Below are 20,978 nucleotides of genomic sequence, written 5' to 3' on the forward strand. Positions count from 1 at the left end.
CGCGTTAACAAGCAGACATCTAACAACTGCTTTCGGCTCGATGAATCCCAAGACCATCCGACAAGCGCGACGTAATGTTTTTCATCAGATCGGGCGAGCTTCTATCTACACCATAGACGAAACCAGGAAAATCCAGTGTCTTCTGGACTGTCCATATGGCTTCATGCTGGTCGGGGGGCAGAATTTGTGCCGGGTCACCGACAGCGATCCATCCGATCGGCACGGTCGAGCCCGGTTCCAGTCGGGTTCGCAGGTGCACGGTTCCGTTGATGCGAACTTCGGACCCGCGCCCGATCTGCGCCCCGTGAAATACGGCTGCCCCGGTGGCGATGAAAACTTCCCCGTCGATTTGAGCACCAACCACGTGGCTGTTAGGACCGACGATGCAATGGTCCCCAATGGAACAGGCATGGCGACTGGTGGCGCGGATCACCGCATTCTCGAGCACGATGCAATTCCGTCCGATGAGGATGGAGCCGCCGGCTTCCGCCACCAAGCGAGCTCCATGCATGATTCTGCTGCCCGCACCGATGGTAACATCACCGCAGACCGTCGCGTCCTGCGCAACCCAGGCGTCGGAATCGACCGATGGCGACCGTTCGTCGTAAGACAAAATCATGTTTTACTCTCCTCTCACAATCTCGGCTGCTATGATGTTGTCTTCACACGTTCGAGATGCCAGACCTTGGCGACGATCCGCCAGCCCTCAGTCCCTTTCACGAAGCAAAGGTGATCGACGAAGACGTTCGCGTGGATCCGCAGCCTGACCTTCACGGTGGCTGCAGCCGGCGAAAGCCAATCGATCAGGATGATTTCGTCTTCACGTTCCTGCGAGCGACTTGCGGGAGATTCGCGCTTTGCAATCACCTGCCGATAATCTGCAATCGGGTCCACCGTGATTGCGCCTTCGTCAGCGTCGAACAGGCTTGAGGCCGGATGAAAGACCTGATCAAAGAGCGAGAGATCGCAGGCGTAGAGGGCATCGAAATAGGTTTGGATGGCGTTTAGCAGCTCTGTATCGCGGCTCATCTGGCTTCTCCGGATTTGTTGGCGAGTGACCGTTTCGCACACCGGCAGTTCGAGTTGCCAGCGGCAGGATTGCCAGATAAGACGGCATTCATGCCAAAAACTGAGAATCCACGCCTTCTCGCAAACAGACGTGTCGTCAGCCTCGTCTACGACGGCCTCTGTACCTTCGAGTTCGGGATCACGGCCGAAGTCTTCGGATTGGACCGCCCTGAAGCAGGGCCCGACTGGTATCAGTTCAAATCGGTCTCGCTGGAGGATCAGTTTCTTCATGCCTGTGGTGGTCTGACGATCGCAGCAACAGGCACTGAAGCCGATCTGCATCGGGCCGGAACAATCATCGTCCCCGGTTGGCGAGGACCCGATGAACCGGTACCGGAACAGATTTGTAAGGCATTGGTTCACGCTCACGAGGGCGGCGCTCGCATTGTTTCCATCTGCGGGGGCGCTTATGTGCTTGCGGCCGCCGGCCTGCTAGATGGCCGCCGTGCGACGACACATTGGCGTTTCGCCGAGGATCTGGCCCGCCGCTATCCTGCTATCGAGATCGACGCGAGCTGTCTCTATGTCGATGAGGGTGACATTCTGACTTCGGCGGGCAGCTCGGCAGGCATTGATCTGTGCCTGCATATCGTCCGTTCGGATTTCGGGGCAGAGCTCGCCAATATGGTGGCGCGTCGCCTCGTGATGTATAGCCATCGCCAGGGCGGGCAATCCCAGTTCATCGAGCGCCCCGTGCCGCTCCGGCGGGAGGCCGATCGGTTATCCTCGATCCTGGACCACATTCTGGCCAACCTTCACCATCCACATACGATAAGTTCTCTCGCTCACCACGCGGGCATGAGCGAACGCACCTTTCAGCGTCGCTTTCATGCCCTGACCGGCTTACCACCGCTCAAGTGGATCCTCAGGGAGCGGCTGGAGCAAGCCCGCATCTTGCTGGAGACTGATTCTGCCGAGCCTGATGACATCGCAAGCGTGACCGGACTCGGAAGCGCGGAAAACCTGAGGCTGCAGTTTGGTCGACATTATGGCGTCAGCCCGTTGACCTATCGTCATCGTTTTGCATAGCGCGCTGAAATGGGCCAGTCTCCTCTGAACCGCCGCGGAGAACGTCGTGAAACGTCCATTTTCGCGGTGGCCGAATTGCAGCTCCTCCCCGCGAATGTCGCGGTTCATGAAGCAGGATAGGCGCCCCGCAAATGTGGCCCCGTTGCAGCTCCCGGCGAGCCTGCCGGGGAACGCTGTTTGGCGGCTTTCGGCGGTGGCATGCGCGTGCCGATCGCGAACAGAACTGCACTGACGGCCGCAAACCCGGCAAACAGCAGGAACATGCCAGGTCCGCCAAAAGCGCCGAGCATGAAGCCGCCGAGAGTCGGCCCGATGAAATTGCCGATGGTCGAAAACGAGTGCGCGCCGAAATAGCTGCCTCTGTTCCGATTGTTGGAGATACCATCGACCAGCATATATTCAGATGGCACGACGAGGATCTCGCCGATCGTGAACACGATCATCGAGAACGCCAGCCCCCAGAAACCGACAGCACCAAGGAAACCGATCTCACCCAGCGCAAACAGGACGCAGCCGACCACAAGACCGTTGAGGGCGCCCGCGCGTTCGATGATGCGCCGGGCGAACGGGTTCCCGATCAGGACGACCGCACCGTTGATCGAAACGAGATAGGCGTAGATTTCCATGCCCCCGGTGACGTTTCCCGTCAGGTAGGGGGCAAGCGTCGCCGACCATTGGCCATAAACTGCAATCAGCAATGTGCCGCCACCGACAAAGAAAGCCAACCGTGGATCGCGGACCGCCGCCTTCAGACTCTCGATCAACGGCAAGGAGGCCGATGCTTTGGAAACACCATCGCGCCGGTACACCGGTACCTTCAATAGATGCAGGACCAGCGCGAACATTGCATAGATAAAGCCCGCAATAACGAAAAGAGTGGTGGACGCTGCACCGGCAGCGATCCCCATCAATGGTCCAACGGCCCAGCCGACATTCGTGGCCGTATAACGCCACGAAAAATATTTGAGACGCAGCGGCTCGGGGCACACATCACTCATCAGGGCGCGTGAAATCGGCTCGTAGATCGCAAGAGCGACGGCAGCAGCGATCTGAGCAATGCAAAATGCAACAACCGTTTCGGCGAGCCCCATACCAACCAAGGCAAGAGCCATTGAAAGCAAGGTAAGCACCAGCACTGTCTTGCGCCCCACCCTATCCGACAGTGTGCCTGCGAAGGGAGCCGTGAGAGCGCCAAGCAGGGGGCCGATCCCGAGAAGCGCACCAATCATGGCCGGACCGAGCCCGAATGACTGCTGCAATTTGATAGCGAGGAACGACAGCGTCATGGCGCGGGCGATGGTCACGAATCCGGAGCCCGCAATGAGGAGCAGAACATAGTTCAGTCGTTGTCTATCATACGTCATCTGCGCCCTCAGGGATTTACTGTCGAATGAAGCGATTCCCGCGCTAGCCTATCCGATCTTCCATCAGATGACCTGGATTCTTGCAACGTATGAAGGCCGGAATCTTGCTGCATCGCTTTTTACGACTATCATCAATTGACGCGCTTTTCGGGCGAGAAGAGAAGCGCGGGTGACGTCTGCTATCGAATCGATTGCGGATGTAACGCAACCACGCCTCATGAGTGGTCACTTGCTTGCCGGCTGCCTCATGGCACTAGCTATCGGCGACTCCGTTCGCCGGTAGCCAGGTCAGTTCGTCGCGGACTTCTTTTGCATTCCGCGACAACACGTGCCCGCACTGCCCGTTCGGCCTCCAGTCCTCCTGCGGACAGCACGAGTTCATATCCAGGTCACTCCTGGAACGACACCTGATACAGGTCATTAGATTTCGGCTTCACTCTTGCTCGGCCATTCGATAGCCCACGCCAGGCTCCGTCCTGACGATCCTCGGCTGCGTCGGATCCCGTTCGATCTTCTGGCGCAACTGACCGATGAAGACTCGCAGATAATGCAAGTCGTCACCATGGGCGGGACCCCAGACGGTCGTCAGGAGAGCACGATGTGTCACGACGCGGCCGGCATGGCGCGCAAGCAGCAAAAGCAGGTCGTATTCCTTGGGCGTCAGGTGAACCGTTTCGCCATCGCGGGTGACCCGTCTCTTGATCGGGTCGATCGTCAAACCGTCGATCTCCGTAACGGCCGGGATCGCGTCGCGCCGCCCGCGGTGGCGGAGCGCGGTGCGGATCCGGGCGGTCAGTTCGCCGATGCCGAACGGTTTCTCGACATAATCGTCTGCCCCAAGATCGAGCGCCGCGATCTTTTCGCTTTCGCGGTCACGGGCCGACAGGATGAGGATCGGGATGTCCGACCAGCCGCGCAGGCTGGTGATGACTTCCTTGCCATCCATGTCGGGAAGGCCGAGATCGAGGATCACCAGGTCAGGTGCCTGGGTCGCCACGGCCTTCAGCGCTTCGGCGCCCGTGCCGGCCTCGACCACCTCGTATCCGGCAGCGGAGAGAGAAGGTTTGAGGAAACGCTGGATCTGCGGCTCGTCGTCGACAACCAGGATGCGGGACTGGTTCATCTGACGTCGTCCCTGGCTTCACTGCTTGCTGGAAAGCGCATGACGATTCGCGTGCCCCTCTTCTTCAAGGCCGGGCTCTCCGCATGAATCTTGCCACCCATGGCCTCGACGAAGCCACGGGCAATGGAAAGCCCGAGCCCCGTTCCCGGCGCGCGCCCGTCCGGCTTTCCCCTGCGATAGAATTTTTCGAAGATGCGGTCCAGATCTTCGGGCGGAATGCCCTTACCCTGATCGGTGACCGAGATCAGCACGTCCCTGCCGTCACGTCTTGCATAGACGTTGATCGGCTCTTCACCGCCGTATTTCACGGCGTTGTCGAGAAGGTTGAAGAGGACCTGGCCGATCAGCACGCTGTCGCCTCGGATCAGCGGCATGTCAGCGGCTATGCCGGTTTCGATGATGCGCCCTGGCGCATGCTTTCGTGTGCGTTCGACGGCGGACTGGACGACATCGGCGACATCTACCCAGTCCTGCTTTGGCTTCAGCGTGCCAGCCTCGATCCTTGTCATATCCAGAAGATTGGCAACAAAGCGGCTCATGCGGCTGCTTTCTTCCTCGATCGACTGCAACAGATCGTCGCGGTTTTCCGGCGTCATCCGCTCGCCGAGCTGGCGGAGACCCGTGACGGCACCAGTGATCGTCGCGAGCGGCGTGCGCAGATCGTGCGAGATCGATGACAGAAGGGCTTCGCGGTAGCGCTCGCCCTCCAGCCGGGCTGCCTGCTCCACCGTCTCGTCGGCGAGGCGCGCGCGGTCCAGTGCAATCGCAGTCTGGTCGAGAATGGCAGTCAGCGAACGTTCAGCGTTGAGATCCAGGCTTGCGCCCGAATGCTCGATGCCGCAGACGCCGACAATGCCGTGCGGTCCAAGAAGCGGCCGAAATTCGAAGCGGCTGTTCGGCAGCGTCCCGGTGCCATGGCCGGCGGGCTCGCGCTTGTCATGGGTCCAGCGGGCGGCGGTCATGTCGGTCACGTCGAGTTCGGTGTCCGGCGGCCAGGCGGCCGTCACGGCAAGGTCTCCCTTACGCGGCACGAGAAGCACGACATTGCGCTTCAGGCTCGCCTGCAGTTGTGAAACAGCGAGCCAGATCGCGTCCTCGCCCTTTGCCGTGCTCGCGAGCTTGCGGGAGAAATCGTAAAGCGATTGCAGCGCGGCCGCGCGGATCCGCGCCACCTCCGCCTGTTCGCGGATGCGCGAGGCTAGACCGCCAGCAATGATGGCAACGGCAAGAAAGACGAAGAGCGCGAAGACCTCGTGCGGGGCCGCGATGGTGAAGGTGTGGCGGGGATCGATGAAGAAGAAGTTGTAGGCCAGCGCCGACAGGATAGCGGCCAGGAATGCCGAAGCGTAGCCGCCGACCACCGAGGCTCCGAGAACTGCCAGGAGAAAGAGCAGCGATATGTTCGGCAACTCAACGAAGACGTCGATCCCCTTGCCCACGACCGTCGTCGGGGCGACGAAACCGAGAGCCCAGATTGCCGATTGCCTGAGCGCGGAAGCCCTCGGCAGGCTGACTGAGGGCCGCGCGCGTTCAGGGGGCGACCCCTCCGGTGTGACGATGTGGACACCGAGACCCGAGGCCTCGCGCGCCAGCGCATCGGGCAGCGAGCGGGAGACGAGCTTCTGCCAGCGGCTGCGCTTGCGCGTGCCGATGACGATCTGCGTCGCATGCTCTCGACGCGCGAGCTTCAGGATTTCCTCAACGAAATCATTGCCGACGACACGGCGCGTTTCCGCGCCCAACTGCTCGGCGAGACGAAAGAGCGTTTCAATCCGCTGCAAGCGTTCCGGTGTCTCCACCTCTCGGTCGGCCCTCTCGATCGAGACGACTAGCCACGGTGCGTTCAAACCCGAGGCGAGACGGCTTGCCACGCGCACCACCTTTTCCGACAGCAGATCCGAACCGACGCAGACCAGGAGCCGTTCGCCGGTGGCCCAGGGGCCGTCGATGGCATTTTGCTTCAGGTAGTCGACCATCTGGTCGTCGACCCGGTCGGCGGTGCGGCGCAGCGCCAGTTCCCGAAGCGCCGTCAGGTTGCCGAGGCGGAAGAAGCGATCGACGGCGCGGTTGGCGCTTTCCGGCAGATAGACCTTGCCCTCCTTCAGGCGTTCGATCAGCTCCGAGGGCGCCAGGTCGACGAGAAGCACTTCATCGGCACGTTTGAGGACCACGTCGGGCACGCGTTCGCGCACGGTGACACCGGTGATCTGGGCGACGAGATCGGCCAGACTTTCGAGGTGCTGGATGTTGAGTGCCGTCCAGACGTCGATGCCGGCCGAAATCAGTTCCTCGATGTCCTGGTAGCGCTTGGGATGGCGGCTGTCTTCCGGATTGGAGTGGGCCAGCTCGTCGACGATGATGATGCGGGGACGCCTTGCGAGAGCCGCATCGAGATCGAACTCCTCCAGCATCCGTCCGCGATGGGCAACACGCCGGCGCGGCAGGATCTCCAGTCCGTCGAGCAGGCCTGCCGTTTCGCTTCGCCCATGGGTTTCAACCAGGCCCACGACGACATCGCTGCCATCGACCTTCAGGCGCCGGGCGCGCGACAGCATCGCATAGGTCTTTCCAACGCCGGGCGCAGCCCCCAGAAAAATGGTGAGTTTGCCCCGGCGGTCTTTCTCCGCCAGGGCAAGCAGGGCATCGGGATCGGGACGTCTTTCGTCCTTACGGTCGTCATCCGCCATCAGGCTCTCACATCTTCAGGGCGTCGAGCGCCAGATTGAGCTCTAGCACGTTGACCCTTGCTTCGCCGATAATGCCGAAGGCCGGGTTTTCGATCGACCGGGCGACAAGTTCTGCGACAACAGTGGGCTGCAGCCCCCTCGCCTGCGCGATACGGGCAACTTGCGCCTCGGCAAAGGGGGGCGAGATATGCGGGTCGAGGCCGGAGCCCGAGGCGGTGACAGCATCGCCCGGAACGGGTGCGGCAAGTCCCGTTCCCTTCAGCCTTTCGACGTCGGCAACGACCCGATCCTTGAGCTTCACCGAGGTCGTGCCGAGGTTCGAACCGGACGAAGCGGCTGCGTTGTACGGGTCAGGATCCGTGGCCGAAGGACGCGGCCAGAAGTAGCGGTCGGAAGTGAAGTTCTGGCCGATCAGCACTGAGCCGATGACTGTGCCGTCGCGTTCGATCAGGCTGCCATTGGCTTTTGCTGGCATCACCGCCTGGGCAATGCTGTTGATCGCCAGGGGATAGGCGAGACCGGTGAGTGCGGTCAGGGCGACAACGAGGGTGAGTGCGGGCCTGAGATGGTTGAGCATAATTACACCAGACGAAGGGCGCTGACGGCAAGGTCGATGACCTTGATGCCGGCGAAGGGAAGAACGAGCCCACCGAGGCCATAGACCAGCAGGTTGCGGCGAAGCAGCGCTGCCGCACCGGAGGGGCGATAGGCGACGCCTTTCAGCGCCAGCGGGATCAGCGCCACGATGATCAGCGCATTGAAGATGACGGCCGAGAGGATGGCCGACTGCGGCGAGGCAAGCCCCATGATATTGAGCGCTTCGAGCGCCGGATAGGTGGCCACGAACAAGGCCGGGATGATGGCGAAGTACTTGGCCACGTCATTGGCAATCGAAAAGGTCGTCAGCGATCCGCGTGTCATCAGGAGCTGCTTGCCGATCTCGACGATCTCGATGAGCTTGGTCGGACTAGAATCGAGGTCCACCATATTGGCGGCCTCGCGGGCGGCCTGGGTGCCGGTCTGCATGGCGACACCGACATCGGCCTGGGCAAGCGCCGGCGCATCATTGGTGCCGTCGCCGCACATGGCAATCAGGCGACCGCCCTGCTGTTCCCGGCGGATATAGGCAAGCTTGTCTTCCGGGGTCGCCTGGGCGAGGAAGTCGTCGACGCCGGCTTCCGAAGCAATCGCGGCGGCCGTGACCGGGTTGTCGCCCGTTACCATGACCGTGCGAATGCCCATGGCGCGGAGCGCCGCAAAGCGTTCTTTGATGCCGGGCTTCACAACATCCTTGAGGTGGATGACGCCGAGCAGGCGGTCTCCGTCGGCAACGGCGAGCGGTGTGCCGCCGGTGCGGGCGACCTGGTCGACGGCGCGGCGGAATTCGGCCGGCGCATCCTGATCGGTCAGACCGGCGAACTTCAAGACCGCGTCGACAGCGCCCTTGCGCAGCCGGCGCTGACCGATGTCGACGCCAGAAAGGCGGGTTTCGGCAGTGAAGCCGATGACGGCATCGAACTCGGTCTTCGGCATGGGTACACCGAATTCGCCTGTCGCCAGTGCCACGACGGAGCGTCCCTCGGGCGTTTCGTCGGACAGCGAGGCGATAAGGGCTGCCTCTGCCAGTTCGCTCGGCGTCACACCGGGGGCGGCCAGGAAGTCGCTCGCCATGCGGTTGCCGAAGGTGATCGTGCCCGTCTTGTCGAGAAGCAGCGTGTCGACATCACCGGCTGCCTCGACGGCGCGGCCGGAGGTGGCGATGACGTTGAAGCGCACCAGGCGGTCCATGCCGGCGATGCCGATGGCCGAGAGAAGGCCGCCGATCGTCGTCGGGATCAGGGTGACGAGAAGGGCTGCCAGCACCGTGACCGAGAGCACCGTGCCGGAATAGCCGGCCAAGCCCCAGATCGCGACGCAGACGAACAGGAAGATCAGCGTCAGCCCCGAGAGCAGGATCGACAGGGCGATCTCGTTCGGAGTCTTCTGGCGCTGGGCGCCTTCGATCAGCGCAATCATACGGTCGACGAAGGACGAACCGGGCTGGACGGTGATCTTGATCTTGATTTCGTCTGACAGAACCTGCGTGCCGCCTGTCACCGCCGAGCGGTCGCCGCCGGATTCCCGGATGACAGGCGCGGATTCGCCGGTGATGGCGCTTTCGTTGACCGAGGCAACACCTTCGATCACTTCGCCATCGCCGGGGATGAGTTCACCGGCCGCGACCAGCACGATGTCGCCGACCTTGAGGCTGGAGGCCGGGATGGTTTCCGTCTTGCCGTTAGCGGCAAGACGACGGGCGACGAGTTCGGACTTGGTCTTCTTCAGGCTGTCGGCCTGGGCGCGGCCACGGCCCTCCGCCACTGCTTCGGCGAAGGTGGCGAAGAGCACGGTGAACCAGAGCCAGGCGGCGATCTGGCCGGAGAAGCCGGCCTCACCGGGATTTCCGGCGAGGTCGCGGATGAAGAGGATCGTCACGACAACGGCGACGATCTCGGTCACGAAGATGACCGGATTGCGCAAGAGCTTGCGCGGATCGAGCTTGACGAACGCATCGCGGATCGCCGGAAACAGGATCGAGGGGTCGAGAAGACCTGGAGCTTGGTGGTCTTTTGACATGATGGTTCCTTAGAAGGTCTGGCCGGCGAGCATGGCGAAGTGTTCGACGATGGGGCCGAGCACCAATGCGGGCAGGAATTGCAGGCCGCCGAGAATGAGGATGATGCCGATCAAGAGGCCAACGAAGAGCGGGCCGTCCGTCGGGAAAGTGCCAGCAGAGGCAGGCGACTTGACCTTGGCGGCGAGCGATCCAGCGATCGCCATGACCGGCACGACATAGGCGAAGCGGCCAAGCAGCATCGCGATCCCGAGCGTGGTGTTGTACCAGGGCGTGTTGCCTGTGAGGCCGCCGAAGGCCGAGCCGTTGTTGCCGGCTGCCGAGGTATAGGCATAGAGGATTTCCGACAGACCGTGCGGGCCAGCCGTACCGACGCTTGCCACTGCGAAGGGCAGCATGGCCGAGACGGATGTGAAGCCGAGGATGACCAGCGGCAGGATGAGCACGGCCAGCATGGCGAACTTCATCTCGCGGCCCTCGATCTTCTTGCCGAGGAATTCCGGCGTGCGTCCGACCATCAGGCCGGCGACGAAGACGGAGAGAATTGCGAAGACCAGCATGCCGTAGAGACCCGAGCCGACACCGCCGGGGAGCACTTCGCCGAGCTGGATGAGGAACATCGGCACGAGACCGCCCAAGCCCGTGAACGAGCCGTGCATGCCGTTGACGCCACCATCCGAGAGGCCAGTCGTCACCGCCGCATAGAGCGCGGTCATTGCCTGGCCGAAGCGGACTTCCTTGCCTTCCATATTGCCAAGTGCCGGATCGACACCGATCGCCGTCAGAATGGTGTTGCCCTGGGCTTCGGCCCAGTAGGTGACGGCCACGCCTGAGATGAGCAGGAACGCCATGGCCGAGATCAGCGCCCAGCCCTGCCTGCGGTTTCCGACCATCTGGCCGAAAGTGTAGGCCATGGCGGCCGAGATCGACAGCATGGCGAAGATGTTGAGATAGTTCGACCAGGCGGTCGGGTTCTCGAAGGGATGGGCAGCATTGACGTTGAAGAAGCCACCGCCATTGGTGCCGAGCTGCTTGATCGCTTCCTGGGAGGCGACGGGGCCGAGTGAAATCACCTGATTGGCGCCTTCCAGCGTCGTGGCCGTGACCGAGCCGGCGAGCGTTTGCGGCAGGCCCATGGCGACGAAAGCGAGTGCGACGACAATGGCGAGCGGCAGCAGCACGTAGAGCGTGGCTCTCGTTACATCGACCCAGAAATTGCCGAGCGTGGACACTTTGGATCGGGCAAGCGCACGGGTCACTGCGATGGCGAGCGCCAGGCCAATCGCTGCAGACAGAAAGTTCTGCACGGTGAGGCCGGCCATCTGGCTGAAATGACTCAGCGTGGTTTCGCCGCCATAGTTCTGCCAGTTGGTATTGGTGACGAAAGAGACGGCCGTGTTGAAGGCGAGGTCCGGCGCCATGCCGGCAAAGCCTTGGGGGTTCAGCGGCAGATAGCCCTGAAGGCGCAGCATCGCATAGAGGACAAGGAAGCCGGCAAGCGAGAAGGCGAGCATGGCGAGCGTATAGCCGAGCCAGCTCTGCTCCTTCTCCGGGTTGATGCCGCTTACCCGGTAGAGATCACGCTCCACGCGGCCGAGAATGGAGGACAAAAAGGTCCGCTCACCGGAAAACACCCGCGCCATGTAGAGGCCGAGTGGTTTGATGACGATGAGAACGGCGAGGAAGAGGAGGCTGATCTGCAGCCATCCGACAATGGTCATGGATCTGCTCCGATCAGAAGCGTTCGGGACGCAGGAGCGTCACGACGAGATAGACGCCGAGGGCGATGGCGACAGCGAGGCCGAAGAGAGGTTCAAGCATTTGCGTTGCCCTCACAGCCGGTCGAGCGCGCGGGCATAAAGGGCCAGCATGAGAAGCGTGCCGCCGCCGAGCGCGATAAAGATGAGGTCGGACATGTCCGGGTCTCCTGTTGATACAGGAGGAGAATTAAGGGCGTTTCGGGTTAGGCTTCGATTGGGAAGGCGCGTGGTGGAGATAAAGAAAACATAAGGATGCACCCCCGACGGTCGAGTATCGCCCCATTGCCATGATAGCCACAGCTACCAAGCAGGCTTCGTCTGTCCGAGCCGGAGGGCCGGTTGGCTGGCGGATCACCTGCCCGCTTCGCGGCGGTCGCCGTCAAACCGCCTTCAGTGGTTCGAAGACGGCTTTCATGGCGGGATCGAAGCGGATAGCGGGCAACGCTGCGATGTAAAGGGCGTCTCGCACGGGCTTGCGACCACCTGCGATCATCCTCTTGCCGCGCATCAGACCACTGTCGCGATTGACGGGCGTAACGCCGACCAGCTTAGCAATCTCGCCTTTGCCAATCAGCCCCAGTTCGGGAAGGCCGGCAATCAGGAAGCATGCGGTTCGCAGATCGATGCTCTTGAGCGACATGAGAACCTTCGCCTTGAGGGGCAAGGCCTTCATCCGACTTGAGGCATGCTTCCATAGCATCGACCCCCGACTGGCGCTGCTGCTGCAGGAATGCAAGTGCCTCCTCGATCCACGCCCCGGCATTGGTGCCGGCGACGAATACGAATCCAAGATCGGCATGAGAAACCAAACTGCTTCATCCATTCCTTTTCAGTGTAAAATTGCCGAATTCTGCAACGTCCGCCTGGCCCCGCTCGTCTCGAAATGAACACTGGACAACATCAAGCCGTACCTGACTAGCCTGATCATCTACCGCAAAATCATCTACCGCAAACACCCGCCGATGCGGATGAACTGCATCAACTGGCGTTCAATAAGCGATGCATGCGGTCTCGAAGACGAGCTGACGGCGGCGCTTAAGAAGAACCTGCTGCCAGGCCTTGAAGCCATCGCACGCTGGATCGACAAGGAGCGAACGATAGATGATAATCGGCCCACGCCGGATGACGAGCGCCGGGCGCCAGCTGCGCGACGGGATAAGTCCTTATCTGCGCCCCGAGAACAGGCATCGCCTCGCACGATCCCGCTGCATGACATCCATACCAAATTGCGACAGAGCCTTCTTGAGATTACTGGGCCAGAGCCGCCAGCCGACCGCTTGAAGGCTGGCGCATGATGTCCATCCGGACGTCGTAGATGCGAACAAGTTCCTCGGTCGTCATGACCTCTCCCGGAGTGCCATGGGCAATCAGCCGGCCGGAATGCAGTGCAACAATCTCATCGCAGAAGCGGGCGGCCATGTTGATGTCGTGCAGTACGGTGATGATGGTGATGCCCTTGTCGCGGCAAAGATGGTGCGTCAGAGACAGGACGTCCAGCTGATGGCCGATGTCGAGTGCGGAAATGGGTTCGTCGAGCAGAAGGCAGGCGGCATCCTGCGCCACGAGCATGGCAAGCCAGACACGCTGGCGTTCGCCGCCCGACAGGCTGTCCACCATGCGCTCGGCAAAAGGACCTATACCGGTGAGTTCAATTGCCTCCTCCACCTTCTGCCTGTCGATGGCGCGGAACCGGCCGAGCGCGCCGTGCCAGGGATAACGGCCCAGCGCCACCAGCTCCTTGACCAACATGCCGGGCGCTGCCGGCGTCCGCTGCGGCAGATAGGCGAGCCGGCGGGCGAGTTCCCGTGTACCCCAGCCTTCAAGGGGCTTGCCTTCGAACTGGATAGTGCCCGCGCTCGCCGCCTGCTGCCGGCCGATCAACTTCAACATTGTTGATTTGCCGGAGCCATTGTGACCAATCAGAGCAATGGACCGGCCTGCCCGAAGATCGACCGTCAGCGGATGCAACAGGACGCGACCTTCGATTGCAAAGCTCACCTCCTTCAATGAGAGGAGAGGAGGACTTGGCTTGGCGATCTCACGCTCGTTTGCGTTCAGCGGCATAGTGCATCATCCATAAACTGCAAGGGTAGGCTTCCTTTGTTATCAACAGATGGCCTGCTTGAAGACCACACGCAGGCAGGATTGATACCCTGCATTAAAGTTGATAACTATACACATGTTTATTCGATCAGGATAGCTGCATGACTTTCCAGCCACGAATGCAGAACAGGATCGAGGGTTTTTCGGTGATGGGCGGGCTGAAGCGCCGCTACTGGAACGGCATGACCGCCGACCTGTGGGACGTGGAATGCGCCGCCTATGCGGGCGGCCACTATGTGGCACGGGATCCAAGACTGTTCATCCTGCTCGACCAGCGCGGCCACGGGCGTCCTCTGGTCAAGCTTTCGCCGAAATCCCGCGGCGCCCCACAGGACAGCAACCAGAGCCCGATCTCGTACATTCCCGCCGGCATGGATCTCTGGATGGACTTTGCCGACGTGCAGTATGTGCGTCATCTCGATATCCACTTCGACGCGGATATCCTCGGCCGTCGGCTCATGGAAGAAATCGACCCGAAAAAGCTCAAGGACCCCCAACTGCTGTTCTCGGACCAGCGCGTCATGGCGCTTGCCGGACTGATTGCCGCCGAGATTTGCAATCCCGAGCCGTTGCACGATCTCTACGGGGACGGGCTTACCCTGGCGCTCCTCATCGATGTCCTGAAAATGGTGAAGACACCGCCGCGGCGGCGAGGAACGCTGGCAATCTCCCAGCTTCAGCGCGCCACAGATTTCATCACCGCAAACTGCATGCGCAATATCCGTCTGCAGGAACTCGCGGACTTGACGGGGCTGTCACCATCGCATTTCAGCCATTCGTTCAAGGCGTCGACTGGCATGGCGCCCCACGACTGGCAGATGAATGCCCGGCTGGAACGTGCGAAGGATTTGCTGGTGTCAGATGCCTATCCTTTGACAGAAATCGCTGCTGAAACCGGGTTCTCGGATCAGGCGCATTTTACCAAGGTCTTCCGCAAGCATATCGGAACGACCCCGGCCCGCTGGCGGAAGGCGAAGCAGGAGTGATGCATTTTTGCATATATTTGCCCGCCGTTTCTGAATTTGCCCAAAAACGTCCAATTGCCGCTGATCGAACCAAGCCGAAACTTTAAATATGAGCTAGCTGCTCATCTTATTGCGATGCCGCTTCTCGCGAGCGGCGGAAAAGTTCGTGTGAGTGGGGCTTGAAATGGAAAAGAGAGAAGCGGCCTTGGGGGCAAGGCTAGGACTGGGTACGGGTGTAGCACTGGCAGCCCTTTGCGCCGCCTGGGCGGCGCACGCGCAGAATGCCGATACGACACTGGCGCCGATCGTTCTTCATGGCGAAGGCGAAGGCGATGGAACCGGCCCGGTCAAGGGTTATGTCGCGAAGAAATCGACGACCGGCTCCAAGACCGATATGCCGCTCAGGGAAATCCCCCAATCCGTGTCGGTCATCGGCAGGGAAGAGATGGACGACCGCGGCGCCGTCAGCAAGATCGATCAGGTGCTCCTCTACACGCCCGGCGTGTTCGGTCAGCCCTATGGCTCGGATCCAGACACCGACTGGATCTATGTTCGCGGCTTCAACGCATCGCAGACGGGCGTGTTCTTCGACAGCCTGGCGCTCACCAGTCACTCCTACGGCGGCTTCCAGCTTGATCCGTTCATGCTCGAGCGCGTCGAGGTCCTCAAGGGACCGGCCTCCGTCCTGCTCGGTGGCGCCAACGCAGGCGGCGTCGTCAACCTGATCCGCAAGCGCCCGACCGACGAGCCTTATTACTACACAGAAACCGGCATCAACACGAACGGCAACGCCTTCTTCGGCTTCGATCTCTCGGACAAGATCACGCCTGACGGCAGCTTCAGCTATCGCCTGACCGGCAAGCTGGCGGGCGGTGACAACTATACCGATTACAGCGAGGACCTGCGCGGCTTCATCATGCCGCAGTTCACCTTCTCGCCGGACGCGGGCACCAGCCTGACGGTCTGGGGTTATATCAGCGGCCTGGATCAGGTCCATACGACGAACGGCCTGCTGCCCTACGGCGGCACGGTCGTCAGCGCCGGCTACGGCAAGATCCCGCGCGACATGTTCCTCGGAGACCCCAATTTCGACGACGGCACGGTCGTCCAGAAGATGGTTGGTTACGAGTTCGAGCACGAATTCGAAGGCGGCTGGAAGTACACGCAGAACCTGCGCTATTCCAACCTCTTCAAGCGGGAGCAATACGTTTATCCGTTCGATATCGACCAGACGGACGCGGTGGTCGGCCGCTATAGCGAGGACATCACTTCGAAGGCCAACGCCTTCAACGTCGACAACCGGATTGAAAACGAATTCGACCTGGGCGGCGCCTCGCACAAGGTCATGGCGGGCCTGGATTATCGATATTACCGCCTCGATACCGACCAGTTCGCGAGCGCCTTCGGATCAGTGCCCGCTTTCGATCCCGCCAACCCCGCCTACGGCGTCGCCCTGCCGCCGGTCGCCCGCAACCTGCACCAGGTCTATACGATCAACCAGGTCGGCGTTTACGCCCAGGACCAGATCAAGTTCGGCGACGGCTGGATCGTCACCTTGAACGGCCGCTACGATTACGTCCACAACGAGATCGAGGACCTGCTCGCGGGAACGCAGAACTATTCCAGTAACGATCGTGCCTGGAGCGGCCGCGCGGGCCTGGCCTACGAGTTCGCCAACGGCCTGACGCCCTATGTCAGCGCCGCAAGCTTCTTCAGCCCGATCGTCGGCCTGACGGGGGGCGCCGCGCCGAAGCCCGAGGAAGGCTACCAGCTCGAGGCAGGTGTCAAATACGAGCCGACCTGGCTCGATGGCAGCCTGACGGCCTCGGTGTTCGAGATCACCAAGCAAAATTACACGATCACGACCGGCGGGATAACCAGCCAGATCGGCGAAGTCCGCTCTCGCGGTATCGAAGTGGAAGGTAAATTCAACCTGGACCAGAACTGGAAAGTCATAGCGGCAGCGTCCTATACCGACATCGAGATCACCAAGGACGATCCGACGCTGATTGGAAAGACGCCCAATGTCGTGCCAGATGTCCTGGCCTCGCTCTGGCTCGACTACACCGTCACGGAAGGACCGCTGGAAGGGCTCGGCTTCGGCGCCGGCGTGCGTTACCGCGGCAAGTCCTGGGCGGACAATGCGAATACCCTGCGCGTTCCGGATGCGACCGTCTTCGACGCAGCGATCCACTACGAGAAGAACGACTGGAAGGCGTCGCTCAACGTCACCAACCTGTTCGACAAGGAATATGTCGCAGGCTGCAACACGCAATATTTCTGCGGCTACGGCGAGGCACGCACCGTCAACTTCAAGATCAGCAAGGTCTGGTAATTTGACAATCTTAGACAAGTTTTGCAGGAAGGCCATTTTGGCCTTCCTGTGCCTTGGGAGACATGTCAAGAGTGCACCGATTTAGCCGCAGAGCCATCCTTTCAGCCGCCGCTGCGTCGGCTGCGGCGCGCGTCCTGCGCGCGCAAGATGCGGGTCCGCGGATTGCGACTCTCGACTGGGCACTTCTTGAAACGCTGCTTGCGGTCGGCGCCAATGTCGTGGCTGCAACCGAGCTTCGCCAGTTCCGCCAGGTTGCGGTCAAGCCCGATGTGCCGCAGGGCGTCGCCGATCTCGGCCTGCGGGGCACGCCGAATTTCGAGGCGCTGCGTTTCGCCCGCCCCGACCTGATCTTCAACTCGAACTTCTATGCCTGGGCCGATCCGCTGATGAGCCGTATCGCGCCGGTCGAAAGTCATCCGATCTATAAGCCCGGCGAAAGTCCATATATCCTCGCAGAACAGGCGACGCTGGCGATCGGCGAGCGCCTGCGGCTCCCCGCAGCCCGCCGGATGGTCGAGGATCTCGCGGACAGGCTCGATCGCTATAAGAACCTCTTTGCCAAGGGTGACGGCCGTCCCCTCCTGCCGATCAACCTCGGCGATGCGCGCCACTACAGGGTCTTCGGGTCCGACAGCCTGTTCGGCGAGGTGCTGAAACGCATGGGGCTGGCCAATGCATGGGTAGGCGCGACCAGCTATTCGGCCATGGCGCCGATGGGCATCGAGACGCTGGCTTCGATGCCCGAAGCCTGGATCGTCCTCATTCCTCCGCATCCGGAGGATGCCTTTGCGGCACTGACCGAAAGCGTGTTCTGGAAGGCCTTGCCGGCGGTGCGGGAAAACCGCGTTCTGACGGTCGGATCGATCAATCCCTACGGGGCTCTGCCCGCAGCAAGCCGCTTTGCCGAGTTCGTGGTGAAAGGGTTTTCTTATGTCCGGAACGGTTAGTCTCCCCATGCCCATACGTGCCGGCCTGCCCCACTTTCTCCCTGCCGTCGTGCTCGGCATCGCTTGCGTTACGTCGTTCATTCTGCTGCTGGCGTTTCGCCCGCACGTTCCGGGGGAGGCAGCGCCGACCGCGGCGCTCGACGCAATCCTGCTGTGGAACAGCCTTCTGCCCCGCGCTGCAATCGCTTTGATCGCCGGTGCCGCGCTCGGCCTTTCCGGTGCGCTGCTGCAAAGGGTGCTGCGCAATCCGATCGCCGATGCCTCGACCCTCGGCATCGCATCGGGTGCGGAACTGGCGCTGGTTTTCAGTCTCGGTTTCCTGCCGCTTCTGGGCGGCATCTCCCGCGAGCTGATCGCTTTTGCCGGCGGCTTTGTGGCGGTCGCCATCGTGCTGGCGCTGAGCTGGCGGCGCGGGCTCGATCCGGTCACGGTAGCGATCTCGGGGATGATTGTCAGCCTGATCGCGGCCTCGCTCAGCGTGACGCTCATCCTGGCGCGCGGCGAATATGCGATGTCGATCCATATATGGGGTGCGGGTGCCCTCAACCAACAGGACTGGAGTGGCGTCAACTCGCTCGCGCCGCGGCTCGGAGCGGGCATCGTCGCCGCGGCGATGTTGTTGCGACCGCTGAATGTCCTGGCCCTTGATGATTCCAGCGCTAAAAGCCTCGGCGTGGCGCTGCACGGGGTCCGGTTTTCGATCCTTATCCTCGCCGTCTGGCTATCCGCCTCGGTCACGGCAACAGTCGGCATCATCGGCTTTCTGGGGCTTGCAGCGCCCGCCATGGCAAGGTTCTGCGGCGCGCGAACAACCGGACAGGTGATGATAACGTCTCCTCTTGCGGGAGCCGCGGTTCTCTTTCTGGCCGATTGCCTGACGCAATTGCTGGGTCCAGGTTTTTCCGATCTCGTACCGACAGGTGCCGCAACCGCGCTGCTCGGCGGGCCGTTGCTTCTCCTCCTTCTGCCGCGCGTCAACGGATTCTCTGCCATGACCGCAACAGCCGATGCCACCTCGCGACAGTTTCGAAAGCCTGCCGTCGCGCTGTCGCTCCTGGCAGCGGCGCTTGCCGTCATCCTCGCACTCGTGCTGACTTTGGGCCCAACGGATAGGGGCTTGAGCGTTGCACTTGGTCCGCTCTTTTCCGAGCTCCTGCCCTTCCGCCTGCCGCGTATCCTGGCAGCCGGCGGGGCCGGCGCGCTGCTCGGAGCAGCCGGTTTCACCATGCAGCGGGTGACAGGCAATCCGATCGCAAGCCCTGAAGTACTCGGTGTTTCGAGCGGCGGCGGCGCCGGTTTGACGATCGCTCTCTTCGTCTTCGGTGTCCCGTCACCTGCAATCGTGCTTCTCAGCATGGCGCTCGGCTCGCTTGGCGCCTTCCTGGTGACGATCGCAATTGCCGGCCGCTCCGGATTTTCGGCCGAACGGCTGCTGCTTGCCGGCATCGCCATCAGCGCCTTCTGTATGGCAATCGTCAGCATGGTGCTCGCCCAGGGCGACATGCGCAGTTATGTCCTGCTCACCTGGATGTCGGGATCGACCAATCGCGCTGGCGCTGTCGAAGCCTGGACGGCAATGATCACGCTCGTGGTGTTGACAGCACCGCTTTTCCTGATGACCCGCTGGCTCGCCATCCTGCCGCTCGGCACCAGCCTCTCCCGCAGCATCGGTCTTCATGTCCTGCTGTCCCGCCTTTTGCTCGCCATTCTTGCTGCATTGATGACGGCGATCTCATCTTTCCTCATTGGCCCCTTGAGCCTGGCGGGATTGATCGCGCCGCATCTCGCCCGGCTTCTCGGCTTCCAGAAGCTGCAATACAATCTTGCCGCGGCGATCCTGATCGGCGCAGGCGTGATGATGATGGCCGACTGGCTGTCGCGGGTTGTCATCTATCCCTATCAGGTGCCGGTCGGCCTCTTTGCCGCGCTGATCGGCGGTCCCTACCTTCTCTGGCTGCTCGGCCGAAAGGAAAGATCCGCATGATGGCAGAACGCTGAAGGAAGCCTTGGGAAAAAAATAACACGGCCGTCTCAACGCCGAGAGCCTTACGGCAAATGCGAGCATTTGCCTATCGGCCAAGGGATGGCCGGGAAAGCAGTGGCGTTGCACGGGGTGAGCATTGCGCTTGCCTGCCGCACCTTCGAGGTCAGCGAGACCTGCTATCGTTACAGCGCCAAGCTGAACGACGAGAACGAGCAGATCGCCGATCTCCTCTTCGGACTGACGCGGGCAAAGAAGACCTGGGGCTTTGGCCTGTGCTTCCTTTACCTGCGGAATGTCCGAGGACATCGCTGGAACCACAAGCGCGTATACCGCATCTACCGTGAGCTGGAGTTGAACCTCAGAATCAAGCCACGCAAGCGTTTGAAGCGGGACAAGCCGGACGCTCTGACTGTGCCGGATGCGCCGAACCTGGTCTGGTCAATGGATTTCGTGGCGGATCGTTTGGAGGATGGTCGGCAATTCCGACTGTTGAATGTCTTGGACGACTTCAACCGCGAGGGGCTGGGCATCGAGGTGGACTTTTCGCTGCCTGCTGAAGGCGTCATCCGCAGCCTGAACCAGATCATCGAATGGCGAGGCAGACCATTCGCAATTCGTGTGGATAACGGACCTCAGTATGTCAGTGGCAAACTGATGGAGTGGGCAGCAACGCAAGGAATTGCCTTGAGCCATATCCAGCCCGGAAAGCCGCAACAGAATGCCTATGTCGAGCGCTACAACCGCACCGTCCGACATGAATGGCTTGACCAGTACATCATCGAAAGCATTGAGGAGGCGCAGGAATTCGCCACGCAGTGGCTCTGGATGTACAACAACGAACGGCCCAATATGGGCATCGGCGGCATAACGCCCGCACAGAAACTGAAAATGGCCGCGTGAATTTTACTGCCGAGCCCCGTTAAGAATGGGGGATTACCGGAGCGGCTCAGCGGGTGGTGGAAAGCGAGTTCTACGGTCCCCTACTGCTTGCCAAATAGG

The 20,978-nt window shown here is 61.4% G+C and carries 16 protein-coding genes and 2 pseudogenes; 7 read left to right on the forward strand and 11 right to left on the reverse strand.

Features of this window, described 5'->3' with window-relative positions:
• Positions 1-19 precede the first annotated feature (19 nt).
• Positions 20-619: a gamma carbonic anhydrase family protein gene (locus EDE09_RS07820; RefSeq protein ID WP_132409598.1), complete on the reverse strand. Its 600-nt coding sequence runs from the start codon at positions 617-619 to the stop codon at positions 20-22.
• 29 nt (positions 620-648) lie between these two features.
• Complete coding sequence (locus EDE09_RS07825; RefSeq protein WP_112799675.1) at positions 649-1,029, reverse strand: nuclear transport factor 2 family protein; 381 nt, start codon at positions 1,027-1,029, stop codon at positions 649-651.
• Positions 1,030-1,119: 90 nt separating this feature from the next.
• Between EDE09_RS07825 and ftrA the strand changes: the two genes are divergently transcribed.
• Entirely contained in the window at positions 1,120-2,097 is a 978-nt protein-coding gene (gene ftrA / locus EDE09_RS07830; protein ID WP_132409600.1) for a transcriptional regulator FtrA, read from the forward strand.
• Positions 2,098-2,201: 104 nt separating this feature from the next.
• Here ftrA and EDE09_RS07835 read toward each other — a convergent pair whose 3' ends face one another.
• From EDE09_RS07835 to EDE09_RS28105, 8 genes and pseudogenes are all read right to left on the reverse strand, one after another.
• Positions 2,202-3,461 carry an MFS transporter gene (locus tag EDE09_RS07835; protein WP_132409602.1) on the reverse strand — a complete coding sequence of 420 codons (1,260 nt, stop codon included), beginning with the start codon at positions 3,459-3,461 and terminating at the stop codon, positions 2,202-2,204.
• Positions 3,462-3,894: 433 nt separating this feature from the next.
• Positions 3,895-4,584, reverse strand: a complete 690-nt coding sequence (locus tag EDE09_RS07845; protein WP_105372880.1) for a response regulator — start codon at positions 4,582-4,584, stop codon at positions 3,895-3,897.
• The gene (locus tag EDE09_RS07850; protein WP_132409604.1) at positions 4,581-7,271 is read right to left on the reverse strand and encodes a sensor histidine kinase KdpD; all 2,691 of its coding nucleotides are present in this window, start codon (positions 7,269-7,271) and stop codon (positions 4,581-4,583) included. Before EDE09_RS07850 ends, EDE09_RS07845 begins: the two co-directional genes overlap by 4 nt.
• 7 nt (positions 7,272-7,278) lie before the next feature.
• The gene (kdpC, locus tag EDE09_RS07855) at positions 7,279-7,848 is read right to left on the reverse strand and encodes a potassium-transporting ATPase subunit KdpC (protein WP_132409606.1); all 570 of its coding nucleotides are present in this window, start codon (positions 7,846-7,848) and stop codon (positions 7,279-7,281) included.
• Between the two features lie 2 nt (positions 7,849-7,850).
• Positions 7,851-9,887 (reverse strand): potassium-transporting ATPase subunit KdpB, encoded by a 2,037-nt coding sequence (gene kdpB / locus EDE09_RS07860; RefSeq protein WP_132409608.1) that lies wholly within the window; start codon positions 9,885-9,887, stop codon positions 7,851-7,853.
• A gap of 9 nt (positions 9,888-9,896) precedes the next feature.
• Entirely contained in the window at positions 9,897-11,606 is a 1,710-nt protein-coding gene (gene kdpA, locus EDE09_RS07865; protein WP_132409610.1) for a potassium-transporting ATPase subunit KdpA, read from the reverse strand.
• A gap of 13 nt (positions 11,607-11,619) precedes the next feature.
• Positions 11,620-11,721 carry a K(+)-transporting ATPase subunit F gene (gene kdpF / locus EDE09_RS07870; RefSeq protein WP_207914818.1) on the reverse strand — a complete coding sequence of 34 codons (102 nt, stop codon included), beginning with the start codon at positions 11,719-11,721 and terminating at the stop codon, positions 11,620-11,622.
• Between the two features lie 351 nt (positions 11,722-12,072).
• A pseudogene (locus EDE09_RS28105) lies at positions 12,073-12,246 on the reverse strand (transposase); the annotation flags it as partial.
• Positions 12,247-12,283: 37 nt separating this feature from the next.
• Between EDE09_RS28105 and EDE09_RS28110 the strand changes: the two are divergent.
• Positions 12,284-12,532, forward strand: coding sequence for a hypothetical protein (locus EDE09_RS28110; RefSeq protein WP_165924133.1), 249 nt, complete (start codon positions 12,284-12,286; stop codon positions 12,530-12,532).
• 361 nt (positions 12,533-12,893) lie between these two features.
• On the opposite strand, the gene EDE09_RS07885 is transcribed toward EDE09_RS28110, so the two are convergent.
• Positions 12,894-13,709 carry an ATP-binding cassette domain-containing protein gene (locus EDE09_RS07885; RefSeq protein ID WP_132409614.1) on the reverse strand — a complete coding sequence of 272 codons (816 nt, stop codon included), beginning with the start codon at positions 13,707-13,709 and terminating at the stop codon, positions 12,894-12,896.
• Between the two features lie 140 nt (positions 13,710-13,849).
• Between EDE09_RS07885 and EDE09_RS07890 the strand changes: the two genes are divergently transcribed.
• The 5 genes and pseudogenes from EDE09_RS07890 to EDE09_RS07910 form a co-directional block, all read left to right on the forward strand.
• Entirely contained in the window at positions 13,850-14,734 is an 885-nt protein-coding gene (locus EDE09_RS07890; protein ID WP_132409616.1) for an AraC family transcriptional regulator, read from the forward strand.
• Positions 14,735-14,897: 163 nt separating this feature from the next.
• Complete coding sequence (locus EDE09_RS07895; protein ID WP_165924134.1) at positions 14,898-17,048, forward strand: TonB-dependent siderophore receptor; 2,151 nt, start codon at positions 14,898-14,900, stop codon at positions 17,046-17,048.
• A gap of 62 nt (positions 17,049-17,110) precedes the next feature.
• Entirely contained in the window at positions 17,111-17,995 is an 885-nt protein-coding gene (locus EDE09_RS07900) for an ABC transporter substrate-binding protein (protein ID WP_132409618.1), read from the forward strand.
• A gap of 7 nt (positions 17,996-18,002) precedes the next feature.
• Complete coding sequence (fhuB, locus tag EDE09_RS07905) at positions 18,003-19,979, forward strand: Fe(3+)-hydroxamate ABC transporter permease FhuB (RefSeq protein ID WP_245505083.1); 1,977 nt, start codon at positions 18,003-18,005, stop codon at positions 19,977-19,979.
• A 12-nt stretch (positions 19,980-19,991) separates the two neighbouring features.
• Positions 19,992-20,879, forward strand: a pseudogene (locus tag EDE09_RS07910) (IS3 family transposase); the annotation flags it as partial.
• Between the last annotated feature and the right edge of the window lie 99 nt (positions 20,880-20,978).

Source organism: Neorhizobium sp. S3-V5DH, assembly GCF_004343065.1.
Taxonomy (GTDB): domain Bacteria; phylum Pseudomonadota; class Alphaproteobacteria; order Rhizobiales; family Rhizobiaceae; genus Neorhizobium; species Neorhizobium huautlense.